Annotated in this window: 16 protein-coding genes; 13 read left to right on the top strand and 3 right to left on the bottom strand. The window is 67.9% G+C overall.

Annotation, left to right across the window (positions count from 1 at the left end):
- Position 1: 1 nt before the first annotated feature.
- Positions 2–499 (bottom strand): CinA family protein, encoded by a 498-nt coding sequence (locus UAA55_RS24055; protein WP_322955942.1) that lies wholly within the window; start codon positions 497–499, stop codon positions 2–4.
- A gap of 4 nt (positions 500–503) precedes the next feature.
- Positions 504–1,679 (bottom strand): bifunctional 2-C-methyl-D-erythritol 4-phosphate cytidylyltransferase/2-C-methyl-D-erythritol 2,4-cyclodiphosphate synthase, encoded by a 1,176-nt coding sequence (locus UAA55_RS24050; protein WP_322955941.1) that lies wholly within the window; start codon positions 1,677–1,679, stop codon positions 504–506.
- A 254-nt stretch (positions 1,680–1,933) separates the two neighbouring features.
- On the opposite strand from UAA55_RS24050, the gene dusB reads away from it, so the two are divergent.
- The 13 genes from dusB (at position 1,934) to UAA55_RS23985 (ending at position 19,102) form a co-directional block, all read left to right on the top strand.
- Positions 1,934–3,022, top strand: coding sequence for a tRNA dihydrouridine synthase DusB (gene dusB / locus UAA55_RS24045; RefSeq protein ID WP_322955940.1), 1,089 nt, complete (start codon positions 1,934–1,936; stop codon positions 3,020–3,022).
- Positions 3,022–4,146 (top strand): two-component system sensor histidine kinase NtrB, encoded by a 1,125-nt coding sequence (locus tag UAA55_RS24040; protein ID WP_322955939.1) that lies wholly within the window; start codon positions 3,022–3,024, stop codon positions 4,144–4,146. Before dusB ends, UAA55_RS24040 begins: the two co-directional genes overlap by 1 nt.
- A 3-nt stretch (positions 4,147–4,149) precedes the next feature.
- Positions 4,150–5,604: a nitrogen regulation protein NR(I) gene (gene ntrC / locus UAA55_RS24035; RefSeq protein WP_322916431.1), complete on the top strand. Its 1,455-nt coding sequence runs from the start codon at positions 4,150–4,152 to the stop codon at positions 5,602–5,604.
- A 453-nt stretch (positions 5,605–6,057) separates the two neighbouring features.
- Positions 6,058–8,274 (top strand): sensor histidine kinase NtrY-like, encoded by a 2,217-nt coding sequence (locus tag UAA55_RS24030; RefSeq protein ID WP_322955938.1) that lies wholly within the window; start codon positions 6,058–6,060, stop codon positions 8,272–8,274.
- Positions 8,275–8,293: 19 nt separating this feature from the next.
- Positions 8,294–9,697, top strand: coding sequence for a nitrogen assimilation response regulator NtrX (gene ntrX, locus UAA55_RS24025; RefSeq protein ID WP_322955937.1), 1,404 nt, complete (start codon positions 8,294–8,296; stop codon positions 9,695–9,697).
- A 64-nt stretch (positions 9,698–9,761) separates the two neighbouring features.
- A complete protein-coding gene (locus UAA55_RS24020) occupies positions 9,762–10,646 on the top strand; it encodes a D-amino-acid transaminase (protein ID WP_322955936.1) in 885 nt (294 codons plus the stop codon).
- Positions 10,643–11,344, top strand: coding sequence for an HAD family hydrolase (locus UAA55_RS24015; protein WP_322955935.1), 702 nt, complete (start codon positions 10,643–10,645; stop codon positions 11,342–11,344). The genes UAA55_RS24020 and UAA55_RS24015 overlap by 4 nt, the downstream gene beginning before the upstream one ends.
- Positions 11,345–11,489: 145 nt before the next feature.
- Entirely contained in the window at positions 11,490–11,738 is a 249-nt protein-coding gene (gene hfq / locus UAA55_RS24010; RefSeq protein ID WP_322916436.1) for an RNA chaperone Hfq, read from the top strand.
- A 112-nt stretch (positions 11,739–11,850) separates the two neighbouring features.
- Complete coding sequence (hflX, locus tag UAA55_RS24005) at positions 11,851–13,215, top strand: GTPase HflX (RefSeq protein ID WP_463667853.1); 1,365 nt, start codon at positions 11,851–11,853, stop codon at positions 13,213–13,215.
- Between the two features lie 137 nt (positions 13,216–13,352).
- The gene (locus UAA55_RS24000) at positions 13,353–13,640 is read left to right on the top strand and encodes a co-chaperone GroES (protein WP_040843435.1); all 288 of its coding nucleotides are present in this window, start codon (positions 13,353–13,355) and stop codon (positions 13,638–13,640) included.
- A gap of 150 nt (positions 13,641–13,790) precedes the next feature.
- On the top strand, positions 13,791–15,449 hold the full coding sequence (gene groL, locus UAA55_RS23995) for a chaperonin GroEL (protein WP_322955934.1): 1,659 nt from the start codon (positions 13,791–13,793) through the stop codon (positions 15,447–15,449).
- Between the two features lie 167 nt (positions 15,450–15,616).
- Entirely contained in the window at positions 15,617–16,471 is an 855-nt protein-coding gene (locus UAA55_RS23990; protein WP_322955933.1) for an inositol monophosphatase family protein, read from the top strand.
- 213 nt (positions 16,472–16,684) lie between these two features.
- Positions 16,685–19,102, top strand: a complete 2,418-nt coding sequence (locus UAA55_RS23985) for a S9 family peptidase (RefSeq protein ID WP_322955932.1) — start codon at positions 16,685–16,687, stop codon at positions 19,100–19,102.
- On the opposite strand, the gene UAA55_RS23980 is transcribed toward UAA55_RS23985, so the two are convergent.
- Entirely contained in the window at positions 19,099–19,800 is a 702-nt protein-coding gene (locus UAA55_RS23980; RefSeq protein WP_322955931.1) for a glycosyltransferase family 32 protein, read from the bottom strand. The two genes, UAA55_RS23985 and UAA55_RS23980, sit on opposite strands and share 4 nt — an antisense overlap.
- Between the last annotated feature and the right edge of the window lie 2 nt (positions 19,801–19,802).

Genomic DNA, 19,802 nt, shown 5'->3' with positions numbered 1-19,802 from the left:
CCTATTCCTCGTGCGCCGTGGCGGCCAGGCCCATCGCCAGGGCTCGCGCCACGGCGGCCAGGCGCACCGCCTCGCGGTCGCCGGGAAAGACGTGGCGTTCCACCACCGCCGGGTGGTCGCGGCGGGCGCAGCCCAGGTAGACCAGGCCCACCGGCTTTTCCAGGCTGCCCCCGCCGGGGCCGGCGATGCCGGTGACCGACAGGGCGATGTCGGCGCGGGAGCGGGCCAGCAGCCCCTCCGCCATGGCGTGCGCCACCTCGCGGCTGACGGCGCCGTGCAGGGCGATCAGGCCGTCAGGCACGCCCAGCAGGTCGACCTTGGCCTGGTTGCTGTAGGTGACCACCCCCCGGTCCACCACGGAGGAGGAGCCGGCGATGGCCGTCAGGCTGGCGGAGATCAGGCCGCCGGTGCAGGATTCGGCCGTGGCCAGCCACAGGCCGTTGGCCTGACAGGCGGCCAGCAAGCGTTCGGCCGCGCGCGTGATCTCCGCCGGGAACATCGGCTTATGCTCCGGCAGGCGCCCAGGGGAGGCGAGCCGTGCAGGTCGCCATGGCGGCGATGCCCTCGCGTCGGCCGGTGAAGCCCAGGCCTTCGGTGGTGGTGGCCTTCACGGAGACACGGTCGGGCGCGATCTCCAGCAGGTCGGCCACGCGGGCCACCATGGCCTCGCGGTGGGGGCCCACCTTGGGGCGCTCGCAGATGACGGTGATGTCGCAATGGGCGATGGCGCCGCCCTTGGCCTTCACCAAGCTGGCGGCGTGTTGCAGGAATTTGCCGCTGTCGGCGCCGCGCCAGCGCTCATCCGTCGGCGGGAAGTGGCTGCCGATGTCGCCGGCGCCGATGGCGCCCAGGATGGCGTCGGTCAGGGCGTGCAGGCCCACGTCGGCGTCGGAATGGCCTTCCAGCTTGTGGGTGTGCGGCACCTTGAGGCCGCAGAGGATGATGTGGTCGCCTTCCGTGAACTTGTGCACGTCATAGCCGTGGCCCACGCGGACGTCGCCCAACTCGTTCATGATGATCTTCTCCGCCCGCGCCAGATCCTCGGCGTGGGTCACTTTCAGGTTGTCGGGGTTGGTGGGCACCAGGCGGACGGGCAGGCCGGCCTTTTCCGCCAAGGCGGCGTCGTCGGTCAGTTCCTGGCCCGCCAGGTCGCGGTGCGCCTTCAGGATGTCGGGGAAGCGGAAGCCTTGCGGCGTCAGCGCCCGCCACAGGGCCGTGCGGTCCACCGTGGCGGCCACGGCGCCATCCCGGTCCGCCCGCTTCAGCGTGTCGCTGACGCTGGCCGCCGCCAGGGCGGCCGGCACCTCGGCCAGCGCCTTGATGACGGCGGAGATGCTGGCGGCGTCCACCAGGGGCCGGGCGGCATCGTGGATCAGCACCAGGTCGTAGCCGCCGTCCGCCGCCGCGGCCTCCAGCCCGTTGCGCACGCTGTCCTGGCGGGCGGCACCCCCGGCCACGGGCGGGGGCAGGTCCAGGCCGGCCACGGCCTCGTCATACAAGTCGCGGTGGGCGGGGTTGATCACCACCCGCACGGCCGTCACTTCCGGATGGGACTGGAAGGCGGCCACGGTGCGGGCCAGGACGGGGCGGCCGGCCAGGGACAGATATTGCTTGGGCATGTCCCCGCCGAAGCGGGAACCGCTGCCGGCGGCGACGATCAGGGCGAGGCAGGACGGCATGGTCGTTCCAGGATACCAGAAATACGGGGGGCAGGCGTCGGACGGTGACAGTTATCCCTATTTCCCGATGAGAGATATCTCCCCTTAAGACCTTGCCGCTAGGCTTGTTTGTTCGCCGGCGTGCACGATCTGCCATGCCACCGCGCCATACCATAGTCGCATCCGCCGTCTTCGGCGGCGTCGCTTCCCTTTGGCGGGGGCTCATGATAGCTTGAACGCCTAATTTTGTAGCAGTCATGGAAAGCGCCTAGGAAATGGGCAGTAAGTTAGCGCCGATCCAGGTCGGTCCCGTCACCATCGAGGATCCGGTGGTCCTGGCGCCCATGTCGGGCGTGACCGACACGCCTTTTCGCCGCTTGGTGAAGCGCGCCGGTGCCGGCCTGGTCGTTTCCGAGATGATCGCCAGCCAGGCGATGATCCGCGCCACCCGCGAGTCCGAGAAGAAGATCGATCCCAACGCCCAGGAAGGCGTGCTGTCCGTCCAGCTGGCGGGCTGCGAGCCCGAGGTGATGGCGGAGGCGGCGAAGCTGTGCGTGGACCGCGGCGCCTCCATCATCGACATCAATTTCGGCTGCCCGGTGAAGAAGGTGGTGAACGGCTACGCCGGCTCCGCCCTGATGAAGGATGAGCCGCTGGCCGGCCGCATCCTGGACGCCGTGGTCAAGGCCGTGCCCGTGCCCGTGACCCTGAAAATGCGCAAGGGCTGGGATGAGCGGAACCTGAACGCGCCCCGCCTGGCCAGGATCGCGGAGGAGTGCGGCATCCGCATGATCACCGTGCACGGCCGCACCCGCAGCCAGATGTACAACGGCGTCGCCGACTGGGCTTTCATCCGCCAGGTCAAGGACGCCGTGTCGCTGCCGGTCATCGCCAACGGCGACATCGTGGACTTCCCCGACGTCACCCGCTGCCTGGAAGAGAGCGGCGCCGACGGCGTCATGATCGGCCGCGGCACCTATGGCCGCCCCTGGTTCATCAACCAGGTCATCCAGATGCTGCGCACCGGGACGCCCCCGGCCGAGCCCACGCTGGTGGAACAGCGCGACCTGGTGCTGGAGCATTATGACGCCATCCTGGAGCATTACGGCGCCGACGCCGGGCTGAAGATCGGGCGTAAGCACATCGCCTGGTATTCCAAGGGCCTGCCGGGTTCCGCCGAGTATCGCGCCAAGGTGAACACCATCGAGAAGGCCGGGCTGGTGCAGGACTTCGTGCGCGGCTGGTACCAGGATCTGCTGGACCGGGGCATTGCCGGGCGCGACCTGTCCGGCCGGGGGCTGACGGCCGAGCCCGGCTGCGATGCCGAGAACGATGACGCCAATCCTGGAAAGGCGGCGGCCTGATGGCGCGGACGGCGGCCCTGCCGGCCCCGGCGAATGGCGTGGTCGATCCCACGGCCATCCTATCCGCCCTGCCGGAACCCATCCTGGTCATCGACCGGCAGCGCCGCGTCCATTTCGCCAACCTGCAGGCGGAGGAATTCTTCGACGCCAGCGCCACCCTGCTGGTGGGCAGCCTGCTCGACGCCCTGATCCCGGGCGACAGCCCCGTCCATTCCCTGATCGATCAGGCTAGGGTGACGGGCGGCAGCGTGTCGGATTACAGCATCATGCTGGAGACGCCGCGCATCGGCCTGCACTTCCTGACGGCCAAGGCCGCCCCCCTGTCCGACCCGCCGGACCTGGTGGTGCTGTCGCTGCATGAACGCTCCATCGCCCGCAAGATCGACAACCAACTGACCCACCGGGGGGCCGCCCGCTCCGTCGTCGCCATGGCGGCCATGCTGGCGCATGAGGTGAAGAATCCGCTGTCCGGCATCCGGGGGGCGGCCCAGCTGCTGGAAGAGAACGCGTCCGAGGGGGACCGCATGCTGACCCGCCTCATCTGTGATGAGGCCGACCGCATCGTCGCCCTGGTGGACCGTATGGAGGTCTTCACCGACGGCCGGCCGCTGGAGAAGACGGCGGTCAACATCCATGGCGTGCTGGAGCATGTGCGCCGCGTGGCGCAGAGCGGTTTCGGCCGCGCCATCCGCTTCGTCGAGCGCTACGACCCGTCGCTGCCGCCGGTGCTGGGCAATCGTGACCAGCTGATCCAGGTCTTCCTGAACCTGGTGAAGAACGCGGCCGAGGCCTGCCCGGAGAAGGGTGGGGAAATCGTCCTGTCCACCGCCTACCAGCATGGGGTGCGCCTGGCGGTGCCGGGGTCCGACAGCCGGGTGCACCTGCCGCTGCTGATCAGCGTGCAGGACAATGGCGACGGCATCCCCGAGGACCTGCGGGCCAACCTGTTCGACCCCTTCGTGACCACGAAGATGAACGGGACGGGCCTGGGCTTGGCCCTGGTGGCCAAGATCATTGGCGACCATGGCGGGGTCATCGATTTCGACAGCGTGCCGCGTCGCACGATCTTCAAGGTTTCGCTGCCGGTCGCCCCTGGGCGGACGGCGTCAGAGGGGGGCGTTTAATCCATGGGTCCATCCACCATCCTTGTCGCTGACGACGACAGGGCCATCCGCACCGTCCTGAACCAGGCCCTGCTGCGCCTGGGCCATGACGTGCGGGTCACCGGCAATGCCGCGACCTTGTGGCGCTGGGTCCAGGATGGGGAAGGGGACCTGGTCATCACCGACGTGGTGATGCCGGATGAGAACGGCCTGGACCTGCTGCCGCGTATCAAGAAGCTGCGTCCCGACCTGCGCGTCATCGTCATGAGCGCGCAGAACACCCTGCTGACCGCCGTCAAGGCGGCCGAGCGGGGTGCCTTCGACTATTTGCCCAAGCCCTTCGACCTGAAGGATCTGATGGGCATGGTGGAACGCGCCCTGTCCACGCCCCAGCCGGCCCCGCCGGCGGCGGCCGGGGCCGCGGCCGCGCAGGCCGAGGAGGAGGCGCTGCCCCTGATCGGCCGGTCGGCGGCCATGCAGGAGATCTACCGCGTCCTGGCCCGCCTGATGGGCACCGACCTGACGGTCATGATCACCGGCGAGTCGGGCACCGGCAAGGAGCTGGTGGCCCGCGCCCTGCACGACTACGGCAAGCGGCGCAACGGCCCCTTCCTGGCGGTCAACATGGCCGCCATACCGCGCGAACTGATCGAGTCCGAGCTGTTCGGCCACGAGAAGGGGGCCTTCACCGGCGCCACGGTGCGCTCCACCGGCCGGTTCGAGCAGGCGCAGGGCGGCACCCTGTTCCTGGACGAGATCGGCGACATGCCGCTGGACGCCCAGACCCGCCTGCTGCGCGTGCTGCAGGAGGGGGAGTACACGACGGTCGGCGGCCGCACCCCCATCAAGACCGACGTGCGCATCGTCGCCGCCACCCATCGCGATCTGCGCACCCTGATCCGCCAGGGGCAGTTTCGCGAGGATCTGTTCTATCGCCTGAACGTGGTGCCCATCCGCCTGCCACCGCTGCGCGAGCGGACGGAGGACATCCCGGCGCTGGTCCGCCACTTCTTCGGTCTGGTGAACCAGCAGGGCCTGCCGCTGAAGAGCATGGACAACGCCGCCCTGGACCGCCTACGCCGCCACCGCTGGCCCGGCAATGTGCGTGAGCTGGAGAACATGGTGCGGCGCCTTGCCGCGCTGTACACTCAGGAAGTCATCACCATCGATGTCATCGAGCAGGAACTGGCGGACTTCGCGCCCGCCGCGGCCCCGGCGGAGGAACCGCAGAACGAGGGTCTGGGGGCGGCGGTGGAGCGGCACCTGAAGGACTATTTCGCCGCCCACAAGGACGGCGTTCCGGCCGCCGGCCTGTACGACCGCGTGCTGCGCGAGGTGGAGCGGCCGCTGTTGTCCCTGTCGCTGATCGCCACCCGGGGCAACCAGATCAAGGCCGCGCACATGCTGGGCCTGAACCGCAACACCCTGCGCAAAAAGATCCGCGATCTGGATATCCAGGTGGTCCGGGGCCTGAAGTAACATGCGTCAATTCTACCAACGGGCGTAAGACGGACGGCTGGAAACACGCGTGGCATTCTGGTAACAGAGGTGGGCGCCCGGGCAACAGCAATCGCTACCGGGCGGTGCCCTTTCGGCCTCGGCCGAACCGGCGTCGCCCGGTGGATGTTGCCCGCACCACTCCTCGCGTCAGGGGTGGCGTTTGCGCCGTGCAAACCACCCGCCTGGCAGGAACCGTGCTACGTTTCGCCTTTTACGCGCTTTCACATTCCATCGCAGCGACGCCGACGTGGGCGCCGGCCTTGATCATCGCGCCCATAGCGGTGCGGCCATGACCGAGGCACCTCCGGCGTTGATCACGCCACCCAGTCCCCCGGTTGCCCCGCAGGTTCCCCCCAGGCACCCAAGAGTGACAGCTGGTGGCGCCGACTGTCCGTCTGGTCGGCCCGCCTGGGGCTGGGCAACAAGCTGGCGGTGGCCCTGGCCTTCGCCGCCGTGCTGTCGGGATTCGCCACCTACGCGGCGCTGACGCAGCAGCCGCCCTTCGGCAACAGCCCCAACACCGTCAGCCTGCTGCTGACCCTGGACGGCGCGTTGCTGCTGATGCTGTTGGCGCTCATGGCGCGGCGCATCGTCGGCCTGTGGATCGAGCGGCGCCGGGGCCTGGCCGGGTCGCGGCTGCATGTGCGCCTGGTGGCGGTGTTCAGCCTGCTGGCCGTGCTGCCCGCCATCGTCATGGCGGCCTTCTCCGCCTTCTTCTTTTACCTGGGCCTGCAGTCCTGGTTCAGCGACCGCGTGCGCACGGCGGTGAACGAAAGCCTGGTGGTGGCCCAGGCCTATCTGGACGAACACCAGATCGCCATCCGCAACGACGCCTCCTGGGTCGCGAATGACCTGCTGGCCGCGCGCCAGGGACCGCTGGTCACGCTGGACCCGCTGTTCATCTACGCCTTCCTGCGCAACGAGTCCTTCCAGCGGTCCTTCACCGAGGCGGTGATCTTCGACGGGCAGGGGCGGCAGTACGGCAGCTACACCCTGGGCTCCGTCTTCCAGCCCGACGTCATGCCCAAGGAGCGGCTGGAGCGGGCGCGCAAGGGCGAGGTGGACTTCGAGTTCAATGAGAAGGAGAAGCGCGTCACCGCGCTGATCCGCCTGGATCCGGACTTCGACATCTTCCTGCTGCTGGGCCGCCCGGTGGAAGCCAAGGTGATGGAGCACCTGAACGCGGCCCAGACGGCGGTGCGCGAATATACCGAGCTGGAGGGCCAGCGCTTCGGCCTGCAGACCAAGATGACGCTGATCTTCATCATCGTCTCGCTGCTGCTGCTGCTGGTGGCCATCTGGGCCGGCCTGAACTTCGCCAACACCCTCATCACGCCCATCAGCGCGCTGATCATCGCGGCGGAGCGCATCCGCACCGGCGACCTGACGGCGCGCGTGCCGGAGACCCTGCCGGGACCGGAGGATGAGCTGACCTCGCTCAGTCGCGCCTTCAACCGCATGACCAGCCAGCTGTCCTCCCAGCGTAGCGACCTGGTGGAGGCCAACCGCCAGCTGGATCTGCGCCGCCGCTTCACCGAGGCGGTGCTGGCCGGCGTGTCGGCCGGCGTCATCGGCCTGGATGAGCAGGGCTTCATCAACCTGCCCAACCAGTCGGCGGCCCAGCTGCTGGACATCCCCGACGTGCACGAGATGATGGGGCGCGACATCCTGGCCGTGGTGCCGGAGCTGGAGGAGCTGATGTCCGCCATCCGCCGGCGCCCGTCGCGCCTGGTGGAAGGGCAGGTGCAGATCCGCCGCGGCAACACCCAGCGCACCCTGCTGGTGCGGGTGGCGGCGGACACCAGCGGCAACGGCATCCGCGGCTTCGTCATCACCTTCGACGACGTGTCGGAACTGTTGTCGGCGCAACGCAAGGCGGCCTGGGCCGACGTCGCCCGGCGGATCGCGCATGAGATCAAGAACCCGCTGACCCCCATCCAGCTGTCGGCCGAGCGCCTGCGGCGCAAGTACCTGAAGGAAATCCAGAGCGATCCGGAGACCTTCAAGGCCATGACCGACACCATCGTCCGCCATGTGGACGACATCGGCCGCATGGTGGACGAGTTCTCCGCCTTCGCCCGCATGCCGACACCGGTGATGAAGCCGCAGAACATCCAGGAGCTGTGCCGCCAGGCCGTGTTCCTGCAGGCGACCGCCCAGTCCGGCATCAAGTTCGACAGCATCCTGCCGCCCGAGCGGGTGGAGGTGGAGTGCGACGGCCGTCAGATCTCCCAGGCCTTGACCAACCTGCTGAAAAACGCGGTGGAGGCCATCGAGGGACGAATGGAGGAGGACGCGGCCGGCGGCCACGACTCCCCGCCCGGCCACATCGCGCTGAAGGTGGAGGCCATGGACGACCATGTCGTCCTGACCGTCGCCGACAACGGCAAGGGATTGCCGCATGAGGGCCGCGACCGGCTGACGGAACCCTATGTCACCACCCGGGCCAAGGGCACCGGCCTGGGCCTGGCCATCGTGAAGAAGATCCTGGAAGACCACGGCGGCACCCTGGGGCTGGACGACAACCCCGGCGGCGGCGCCCGCGTCACCCTGATCCTGCCGCTTGTTCAGGCGGCCGCCCCGCAGGACGCGGAAGCGGTCGCCAGCCCGGTCCTGGTGGCCGGGACCAGTGCCTCCAAAGGCGTTTGACTCCAAAGGCGTTGACCCCATGGCGCATGATATTCTGATCGTCGATGACGAAGCCGACATCCGGATGCTGATCGCCGGCATCCTGGAAGATGAAGGCATGAAGACCCGCGAGGCGGCGGACGCCGACCAGGCGCTGGCCGCCGTCGCCGCCCGCCGGCCCAGCCTGATCATCCTGGACATCTGGCTGCAGGGCAGCCGCCTGGACGGCCTGCAGATCCTGGATGAGATGAAGCGGGACCACCCCGACGTGCCGGTGGTCATGATCAGCGGCCACGGCACCATCGAGACGGCGGTGGCGGCCCTGAAGAAGGGCGCCTACGACTTCATCGAGAAGCCGTTCAAGTCCGACCGCCTGCTGTTGCTGGTGGAGCGCGCCATCGAGGCCGCCCGCCTGCGCCGCGAGAACCGCGAGCTGCGTCTGCGCGCCGGCGGGGAGGTGGAGCTGATCGGCCGGTCGCTGATGATCAACCAGCTGCGCCAGTCGCTGGACAAGGTGGCGCCCACCGGCAGCCGCGTCCTGGTCAGCGGCCCGCCGGGCAGCGGCAAGGAGATCGTGGCCCGTATCATCCATGAACACTCCCGGCGCGCCGACGGCCCCTTCGTGGCGCTGAACTGCGCCACCATGCGGCCCGACCGGCTGGAGGTGGAGCTGTTCGGGACCGAGCATCCCATCGACGGCGCCGGCCGCAAGGTCGGCACCTTCGAGCAGGCGCACGGCGGCACCCTGTTCCTGGACGAGGTGGCGGACATGCCGCTGGAGACCCAGGGCAAGATCGTGCGCGTGCTGCAGGAGCAGACCTTCGAGCGCGTGGGCGGTAGCACGCGGGTGGAGGTGGATGTGCGCGTCATCGCCAGCACCAATCGCGATCTGGCCGCCGAAATCGAGGCCGGGCAGTTCCGCCAGGACCTGTACTACCGCCTGGCGGTGGTGCCCCTGAAGGTGCCGTCGCTGCGGGAACGGCGGGAGGACATTCCCCTGCTGGCGCGCTATTTCCTGCAGCGCTCCGCCACCGCGTCGGGTCTGCCGCAGCGCATCCTGGGCGAGGACGCCATGGCCGCCCTGCAGGCCTATGAGTGGCCGGGCAACGTGCGCCAGTTGCGCAATGTCATGGACTGGCTGCTGATCATGGTGCCGGGCGACCCGGACGAACCCATCCGCGCCGACATGCTGCCGCCGGAGATCGGCTCCATCACGCCCACCGTGCTGCGCTGGGAAAAGGGCGGGGAGATCATGTCCCTGCCGCTGCGCGACGCCCGCGAGGTGTTCGAGCGTGAATACCTGCTGGCCCAGGTCACCCGCTTCGGCGGCAACATTTCCCGCACCGCGTCCTTCGTGGGCATGGAGCGTTCGGCCCTGCACCGCAAGCTGAAGTCGCTGGGCGTGCACGGCAACGAGCGGGGTGAGGGGAAGGGCGAGGAATAAGCCACAACGGATTGATATCGCAGTGATATTTGTCGCTTCTTAAGATTTAAAGTGAGGTTTATCCATGCCGCGGACAGCCTATGTCAACGGACGCTACGTGGCCCACGGCGACGCCCATGTCCATATCGAGGACCGGGGTTTCCAGTTCGCCGACGGTGTCTATGAGGTGGTGTCGGTGGTCGACGGCGTCTTCGCCGATGAGGACGGCCACCTGGCCCGCCTCTCCCGCTCATTGAACGAGTTGGATCTGCCCTGGCCCATGCATCCCATGAGCCTGCGCTTCGTGATGCGCGAGGTGGCGCGCCGCAACCGGGTGCGCAACGGCCTGGTTTACGTCCAGATCACCCGCGGCGCGGCCCCGCGCGATTTCCGCTTCCCGGTGGATCCGGTGCCGACGCTGGTGGTCACCTGCCGCTCCACCAAGTTCAGCGCGCCGCAGCAGCTGGAAAAGGGCGTCTCGGTCATCACCATCCCCGACATCCGCTGGGCCCGGCGCGACATCAAGTCCGTGGCCCTGCTGCCCCAAGTGTTGGGCAAGCAGCGGGCGGCCGAGGCTGGCGCCTTCGAGGCCTGGCAGGTCGATCCCGACGGCACGGTGACGGAGGGCTGCTCCAGCAATGCCTGGATCGTCACCCAGGAGGGCGTGCTGATCACCCGTGCCGCCAGCAACCGCATCCTGAACGGCATCACCCGCCTGTCGCTGCTGGCCGAGGCCGCGGCCGCGGGTATCCCGTTCGAGGAGCGGGCGTTCACGGTGGAAGAGGCGTACGCTGCGCGGGAGGCCCTGATCTCCAGCGCCAGCACCTTCTGCGTGCCTGTCACCCGCATCGACGGCAAGCCGGTGGGCGATGGGGTGCCTGGCCCCTTGGGGCGGCGATTGCGCCAAGCCTATCTGGCACATGTTGGTGTGCCCGATCCCGTTACTGGACCGGTGGTGACCAAGCTGTGACCGTGACCGCGCGCGACATCCTGGAAGTCCCCTCCCTGGCCCTGCCGCCCCTGACGTTACCAAGGGCGGTGCTGTTCGATTGGGACAACACCCTGATCACCAACTGGCGCTGCGTCCATGCCGCCACCAACGCGGCGCTGGAAGCCTTCGGCATGCCCACCTGGACGCTGGAGGAAAGCTACACCCGCGTGCGTCAGAGCCTGCGCGACGCCTTCCCGGCGCTGTTCGGGGATGGGTGGGAGCGGGCGCGCGACATCTTCTACGCCCATTTCGAGACCCACCACCTGCAATATCTCGACCCGCTGGCCGGGGCGGGCCAGTTGCTGGAGGCCTTGTCGGCGCGTGGCGTCTATGTCGGCGTGGTCAGCAACAAGACCGGCCGTTTCCTGCGCACCGAAGCCCGGGCCCTGGGTTGGGACCGCTGGTGCGGCGCCCTGGTGGGGGCGGGGGACGCGGAGGCCGACAAGCCCCATCCGGCGCCGGTGCACCTGGCGCTGGAGCCCGCAGGCCTGGCGCCGGGGCCGGACGTGTGGTTCGTGGGGGACGCCGACGTCGACATGGAATGCGCCCACCGCACCGGATGCGTACCCCTGATGGTGGGGGCGACCCCGCATGGGGAGGGGGCGCTGAGCGTTTATCCGCCGCATCGTCGCTTTGCCGGCTGTGACGAACTTTGCACCTTGGTGGATGGGCTCTAGCACCCCATATCACTTCCTGTGCTAGGATGGCGGACGCTCCGGGGTGTGCCTGGGGCCGCCGGCACTTTCACGCACGGCTCCATAACCGCCGAAAAGGCAATCCCGGGCGCTCCGCAGAGGGCCCCAATAAAGAGCGAGGCATGCAATGTCCGAAAAGTCGCAAAACGTTCAGGACGTGTTTCTGAACCACGTGCGGAAGAACAAGACCCCTGTGACGGTCTTCCTCGTCAACGGCGTGAAGCTGCAAGGCATCATCACCTGGTTCGACAATTTCTCGGTGCTGCTGCGCCGCGATGCCCATTCGCAGCTGGTCTACAAGCATGCGATTTCGACCGTGATGCCGGCCCACCCCATCCAGTTGTTCGAATTGGCCAAGGAAGGCGACCACGATTGATGAGCGTAAACAGTCGGCGGCCCCCCGTATCGGGATGGTCCAGCCGGTTGACGGGAAGGACGGCGGCGCTGTGACGGATCGTCCGGCGGATGAGCCCGCCCTCCTTCCTGATGTGCCGGAGGCGGCGCCGGCGGAGAAATCCGCGCGGCGCGCCCTGGTGATCCATCCCATCCTGCGCGAAGAACTCGACGACAAACGCCCGCCGGAGTCGCGGCTGGAAGAGGCCGTGGGCCTGACCGCCGCGATCGAGTTGGACGTGGTGGCGGCCGAGTGTGTGCGCGTGACGCGGCCCAAGCCGGCCACCCTGCTGGGCGGCGGCTATCTGGAAGAGGCGGCCAGGCGCGTCGCCGAGCTGGGCATCGGCCTGGTCGTCGTCGACCATGCGCTGTCGCCGGTGCAGCAGCGCAACCTGGAACGCGACCTCAAGACCAAGGTCATCGACCGCACCGGCCTGATCCTGGAGATTTTCGGCGCGCGTGCGCGCACCCGCGAAGGCCAGTTGCAGGTGGAACTGGCGGCGCTGACCTATCAGCGCTCACGCCTGGTGCGGTCCTGGACCCATCTGGAACGCCAGCGCGGCGGCTTCGGCTTCCTGGGCGGTCCTGGCGAAAGCCAGCTGGAAATGGACCGTCGCCTCATCGGCGACCGCATCATCAAGCTGAAGGCGGAGCTGGAGGAGGTGCGGCGCACCCGCGGGCTGCATCGCAAGGCGCGGGAGCGCGTGCCCTATCCGGTGGTGGCGCTGGTCGGCTACACCAACGCCGGCAAGTCCACGCTGTTCAATCGCATGGCGCGGGCCGACGTGTTCGCCAAGGATCTGCTGTTCGCCACGCTGGACCCGACCATGCGGTCCATCGTGCTGCCGTCGGGTCGCAAGATCATCCTGTCGGACACGGTGGGCTTCATCTCCGACCTGCCGCACCATCTGGTGGAGGCGTTCCGCGCCACCTTGGAGGAGGTGCTGGCCGCCGACATCATCCTGCATGTGCGCGACGCCGCCCACCCGGACAGCGAGGCGCAGAAGCGGGACGTGGAGACGGTGCTGGCGGAGCTGGGCATCGAGGCGGAGACCGACACCCGCGTGGTGGAGGTCCTGAACAAGATCGACAAGCTGCCGCCCCTGGACCGCGAAACCCTGGTGCGCCAGAGCCGCCGGCCGGACGGTCTGGTGGCCGTGTCGGCCCTGACCGGCGACGGGCTGGAAAGCCTTTTCAACGTCCTGGACCGCCGCATGGTGGCGGGCCGCGACGTGGTCAAGGTCAGCGTGCCGGTCAGCGACGGCGCCGCCATGGCTTGGCTCTATGCCAAGGGCGAGGTGACGGAGCGCGGGGACGACGACGACAACGCCCACCTGACGGTGGCGTTGGAGCCGGCGGACGTGGCCCGCTTCCGCGACCGTTTCCCCGGTTGTTCCGTGGCGGAGACCCCGCCTCTCGCCGAACGGGTTGCCCCGGACAGGCAGGTTCAGGTTTCCTGACCCCATAAATCTACGGCATTCCGTAACGGGCCGCGCATCCACGCTTCCGGCCGCTCCGGCGGTTGGGCTAAGGTGCCGCCCACCCGACGCCGGTCCGCTCATGAGGAGGGGCCGGCGCCCATCCCTGGAGGTTCCAAATGAGTTTCAGGCCCCTGCACGACCGTGTGGTGATCCGGCCCATCGAGCAGGATCAGAAGACCGCCGGCGGCATCATCATCCCCGATACCGTCAAGGAAAAGCCCCAGCAGGGTGAAGTCCTGGCCGTGGGCAGCGGCGCCCGCAACGAGAAGGGCGAGATCGTCGCCCTGTCCGTGAAGGCCGGCGACAAGGTGCTGTACGGCAAGTGGTCCGGCACCGAGGCCAAGATCGACGGCAAGGACGTGCTGATCATGCGCGAGTCCGACCTGCTCGGCATCCTCGAGTAAAATCAGCGGCATGGGGAACTCCATGCCGCAGCCCGCGACTGCGGGCGCCGGAGGTTTTCGGGAAGCGTCAGCGGACGGGAAACCGAGGATAAGCCAAGCGGCCGGATGGCCGCGCCCGGCGCCTGAGGGAAAACGATAAAGGAACTAAAAATGGCTGCCAAGGACGTGAAGTTCAACACGGATGCCCGCGATCGCATGCTGCGCGGCGTGGACATCCTGGCCGACGCGGTGAAGGTGACCCTGGGCCCCAAGGGCCGCAACGTGGTCCTGGACAAGAGCTACGGCGCCCCGCGCATCACCAAGGACGGCGTCAGCGTCGCCAAGGAAATCGAGCTGGCCGACAAGTTCGAGAACATGGGCGCCCAGATGGTGCGCGAAGTGGCCTCGAAGACCAACGACGTCGCCGGTGACGGCACCACCACCGCCACCGTGCTGGCCCAGGCCATCGTGCGCGAGGGCGTGAAGGCCGTGGCCGCCGGCCTGAACCCGATGGACGTGAAGCGCGGCATCGACCTGGCCGTCACCGCCATCGTCGACGACCTGAAGGGCCAGTCGCGGAAGGTCTCCACCTCCGGTGAGATCGCCCAGGTCGGCACCATCTCCGCCAATGGCGAGGCCGAGATCGGCGAGATGATCGCCAAGGCCATGGACAAGGTCGGCAACGAGGGCGTGATCACGGTGGAAGAGGCCAAGAGCTTCGACACCGAGCTGGAAGTCGTCGAGGGCATGCAGTTCGACCGGGGCTACCTGTCGCCGTACTTCGTGACCAACGCCGACAAGATGACGGCGGAACTGGAAAGCCCGTACATCCTGCTGCACGAGAAGAAGCTGGGCAGCCTTCAGCCCCTGCTGCCGGTGCTGGAAGCCGTCGTGCAGAGCAGCCGCCCGCTGCTGATCGTGTCGGAAGACGTGGAAGGCGAGGCGCTGGCCACCCTGGTGGTGAACAAGCTGCGCGGCGGCCTGAAGATCGCCGCCGTGAAGGCCCCGGGCTTCGGCGACCGCCGCAAGGCGATGCTGGAGGATATGGCCATCCTGACCGGCGGCCAGGTCATCTCCGAAGATCTGGGCATCAAGCTCGAGAACGTGTCGCTGGACATGCTGGGCACCGCCAAGAAGGTGGTGATCACGAAGGACGCGACCACGATCGTGGACGGCGTTGGCGCCAAGGCCGACATCGAAGCCCGCATCGGCCAGATCAAGGCGCAGATCGAGGAGACCACCTCGGACTACGACCGTGAGAAGCTGCAGGAGCGTCTGGCGAAGCTGGCGGGCGGCGTTGCCGTCATCCGCGTCGGCGGCGCCACCGAGGTCGAGGTGAAGGAGCGCAAGGACCGCGTTGACGACGCCATGCACGCCACCCGCGCCGCGGTGGAAGAGGGCGTGGTGGCCGGCGGCGGCACCGCCCTGCTGCGCGCCACCCGTTCGCTGACGGCCCTGAAGCCGATCAACGACGACCAGCGCGTGGGCGTGGACATCATCCGCAAGGCCCTGCAGTCGCCGGTCCGTCAGATCGCCTTCAACGCCGGCACCGACGGTTCCATCGTCGTCGGCAAGCTGCTGGACAACGACGACGCGGCCTTCGGCTACAACGCCCAGACCGGTGAGTTCGGCGACATGTTCGCCTTCGGCGTCATCGACCCGACCAAGGTGGTCCGTACCGCCCTGCAGCATGCCGCCTCCGTGTCCGGCCTGCTGATCACCACCGAGGCGATGGTCGCCGAGAAGCCCGAGCCCAAGTCGGCCCTGCCGGAAGGTGGCATGGGCGGCGGTATGGGTGGCATGGGCGGCATGGGTGGCATGGGCTTCTAAGCCCTTGTGTCACTCATAAGCTTGGCTTTCCGGCCTTATGGAGGAGAAGGGATCGTCACCTGGTTCACCCAGGGGACGGTCCCTTTTCTTTTTGGGGCTTTATGGTTTGGCCTATCAATTCTATTCCTAGGGGGCACGACCGCCGCCGCCAACCATAGATGTCCCCCATGACCGCGCCCCTGCCTGCGACCGACATCCCCGCCATTGATGTGGCCGTTGTCGACGCCCTCATTCGTTCCGTGGCCGAAACGGAAATACTGCCCCGCTTCCAGCACCTGGACGGCGGCGATATCCGGGAGAAGGGACCGGGCGACTTGGTGACCGTGGCGGATGAGGCCTCGGAACGGGCGCTGACCACCCGGCTGACGGCGCTTTTGCCCGGCAGCACCGTGGTGGGGGAAGAGGCCGTTTCGGCTGACCCCGCCGTGCTGGATCGCCTGCTGGGAGCTGATCCCGTCTGGATCGTCGACCCCATCGACGGCACCGCCAACTTCGTGGCCGGCAAGCCCCGCTTCGGCGTCATCGTGGCGCTGTCCGCCCATGGTCGCACCGTGGCCGGCTGGATCCACGACCCCGTGGGCCGGCGCACCGTGCGCGGCCGGCTGGGGCAGGGCGCCTGGCTGGTGGGGGACGATGCCGCCGACGCCGGCACGCGCTGCGTCGCCCTGCCGCCGGTGGCGGTGGCGCAGATGCGCGGCATCGCCAATATCCGCTTCTTCGACAGCGACATGCGTCGCCAGCTAACCCAGCGGCGGGAGCGAGTGGCGGAAGCGTACACGCAGCGCTGCTCCGCCCATGACTATCTGGACCTGCTGACCGGCCAGGCGCATTTTAGCCTGAACAACATGATCAAGCCCTGGGATCACGCGGCTGGCTCGTTCCTGTATGCCGAGGCTGGTGGCCACGCCGCCAAGCTGGACGCCAGCCCCTATGGCCCCACCGACCGCACCGGCGGCCTGTTGATGGCGCCGGATGCCAGCAGCTGGCGAGCCCTGCATTCAACTCTGTTCGACGCGGACTAAGAATGGCGGCGTGAGGACACTCATGTCGCGGTGGCCGCGGCCACCGGCGCATACGGATCATATGACGGTCAGCGCCTGTACCGATTTTCCGAACATCGTGGGCGGTGAATTAGAGCCCGCTATTTTCATGGTGGACGGCCGCATTCAAAAATCCCTTGAATAGGATATTGTATACATTCTTAAATGGCCCTTCGATATCGGGGGAGCCGTTCCATGCGTCGTCGTTCGTTCATCGCCGCCCTGCCTGCCGCCGCGGCGGCGGCCCACGCCCTTGGCGCCCGCGCGGCTGTGGAGACGACCGGGGCGGCGGCACTGCTTCCGGCGAGCGAAGCGCCGGCCGTCGCCGGGCCGGTGCCGACGGAGGCGGATTACGAGCGCGCGCTGTCCTTGCGCGACCGCTGGATGGGCCTGACGGAGAACGTGGCGTGGCCCGCGCGCTGGGTGGGCAAGAGCGGGCGCCTGCTGTATCGCAAGACGGTGCCGGGCGGCTTCCAGTTCACCATCGTCGATATCGCCACGCTGCGGAAGACGCCCGCCTTCGACCATGACCGGTTGGCGGCCGAGTTCGGCAAGGCGGCGGGGCGAAGCTTCACCGGCCTGCATCTGCCGTTCGAGCGCGCGCGCTTCAGTGAGGACGGCCAGACCCTTACCTTCGAGTGGGAGGAGGCGGAATGGTCCTGCCGATTGTCGGACTATGCCTGCAAGCGGGAGCCGGAGGAGGGCGGCCGCCGGCCCCGGGGCTTCGGCGTCGTTCGCGACCTGACCCAGCCGGGCGACAACGGCCCCAAGGCCTCGCCCGACGGACGGTGGGAGGCGCTGATCCTGAACCAGAACCTGGCGCTGCGCGAGGTCGCCACCGGTACCGTGACGCCGCTGAGCACCGACGGCAGCGAGGGCGAATTCTATGATGGCGAGACCATCGCCTGGTCGCCGGATTCGCGGAAGCTGGCGATTTACCGCGTACGTCCTGGATTCCGGCGGGACGTGCACAAGGTGGAATCCTCGCCCAAGGACCAGATCGAGCCCAAGCTGCACACCCAGCTCTACCCCAAGCCGGGTGACGCCGTGGATCAGGAGCAGCCGGTGTTGTTCCATGTGCCCCGCGCCGGCGTGCCGGGCCGGAAGCTGGATGTCGACGCCGCCCTGTTCCCCAATCCCTACCTGATGACGGATTTCGAGTGGCGCGCCGACAGCGCCACCGTGGTGTTCGAATACACCCGCCGGGGCCACCAGATGGTGCGGGTGATCGAGATCGACGCCGCCACCGGCGCCCCCCGCGCCGTGGTGACGGAAACGGCCGCCACCTTCGTGAATAACGAGCGCCGCTTCCGCCATGACGTGAAGAAGGGCGGCGCCGAGGTCATCTGGCTGTCGGAACGGGATGGCTGGAGCCACCTCTATCTCATCGACGGTCGCACGGGGAAGGTGAAGACCCAGATCACCAAGGGCGACTGGGTGGTGCGCCATGTGGCCAAGGTGGACGACGAGCGCCGCCAGATCTACTTCGCCGCCAGCGGCATGCGCCCGGGCGAAGATCCCTACCTGCAGCATTTCTACCGCGTGGATTTCGACGGCCGAAACCTGGTGCCGCTGACCACCGCCGACGCCTATCACGACGTCAGCCTGTCCGATGACCTGGCCTACTACGTCGATACCTATTCCCGCGTCGACATGGCCCCGGTCATGGAGCTGCGCCGCACCGCCGATCGGTCGCTGGTGGCGGAGGTCGAACGCGGTGACATCAGCCGCCTGCTGGCCGCCGGTTTCCGTCCGCCGGAGGTGTTCAAGGCCAAGGGCCGCGACGGCAAGACGGACGTCTGGGGCGTCATCGTCCGTCCCCTGGGCTTCGACCCCGCGCGGCGCTATCCGGTCATCGAGAACATCTACGCGGGCCCGCACGACAGCTTCGTGCCCAAGACCTTCTGGCCCTTCGGCTTCCATTCCGGGGGCGACAAGGTCATCGGCATGCAGGCGCAAGCGGAGATGGGCTTCGTCGTGGCCCAAATCGACGGCATGGGCACCATGAACCGGTCCAAGGCCTTCCACGACGTGTGCTGGAAGAACCTGAAGGACTCCGGCTTCCCCGACCGCATCAAATGGTGGCAGGCCGCCGCCGCACAATACCCGCAACTGGACATTGCCCGCGTGGGCATCTACGGCGGTTCCGCCGGCGGGCAGAGTTCCCTGGCCGCCCTGCTGTTCTTCGGCGATTTCTACAAAGCCGCCTTCTGCTACGCCGGCTGCCATGACAACCGCATGGATAAGATCAGCTGGAATGAGCAGTGGATGGGCTGGCCGGTGGATGAGAGCTACGCCCAGTCGTCCAACGTTGACAACGCCCACCGGCTGACGGGCCAGGTGGCCCTGGTGGTGGGCGAGTTGGACGACAATGTCGATCCGTCGTCCACGATGCAGGTGGTGAACGCCCTCATCAAGGCGGACAAGACCTTCGATTTGCTGGTGGTGCCGGGCGAGGGACATTCCGCCGGGCGCTCCACCGGGCCCATCCGCTATGCCTTGCGCAAGCAGTACGGATTTTTCCTGAAGGCGCTGGGCGGCGCCGACGCGCCCGATTGGAACGCCCGCACCAGCACGGCGGCGGTCGTGCCGCCAGCCAGCGGTAACGGCTAGCGGTAACGGATGAAGCTGGGCTGGAGGGGCGCCTGCAGGATCCGCTCTCGGAACTCATAGACCAGGGGGTGGAAGATGTCGCCCAGCAGCTCCGTCCATTTCAGCGGATAGGGGGAGGGCGTGCCGTTCGGCAGCAAAATGCCCTGGCGGTCCAGCGGGTGGATGGCGGGATGGCGCCGCAGATCCGGCAGCTTCCGGTCCAGCAACGCCTCCGTCCGCTGCAACCAGGCGGCTGTCAGGGGCGTGCCCCGGCGGAAGATGAAGGCGCAGAGGCCGATGAGGTCGGTGTAGGACCGGCGCAACTCGTCGCCCAGCGGTCCCTCGACAGGGGCGACGCCGTTGGCCAGCTCCTGATAGCCCAGGGCCAGCTTGTCCGACTGTGCCAACTGGTCGAAGAAGGGGCCCCAGGCCTTCGATGTGGTCTTGATGTCGGTGTAGCCACCACCGTAGTGGTGCATGAGGTAGCAGCGCAGATAGTCCGCCTTGTGCGTGGCGCTGAGGTGGGGCCAGGCGGGATGCAGCGGATGGTCCGGCTTCACCCATCCGTCCAGGGTGTCGCGATTTAGGAAAGCCACGGCGCAGCCGGTGGTGCGGAAGATAGTCCACAGCGCCCGCAGGCGGTCGTCCGACATCTCCTCATGCCCCGTCCACAGGCAGAACAGGGTGCGGTTTTCCAGCGCGTCCAAGTCGAAAGCCATCG

Source organism: Nitrospirillum guanabarense (assembly GCF_034653355.1).
GTDB lineage: Bacteria > Pseudomonadota > Alphaproteobacteria > Azospirillales > Azospirillaceae > Nitrospirillum.
Note: the sequence above shows the minus strand (reverse complement) of the source record. Positions and strands in the feature narration are given on the sequence as shown.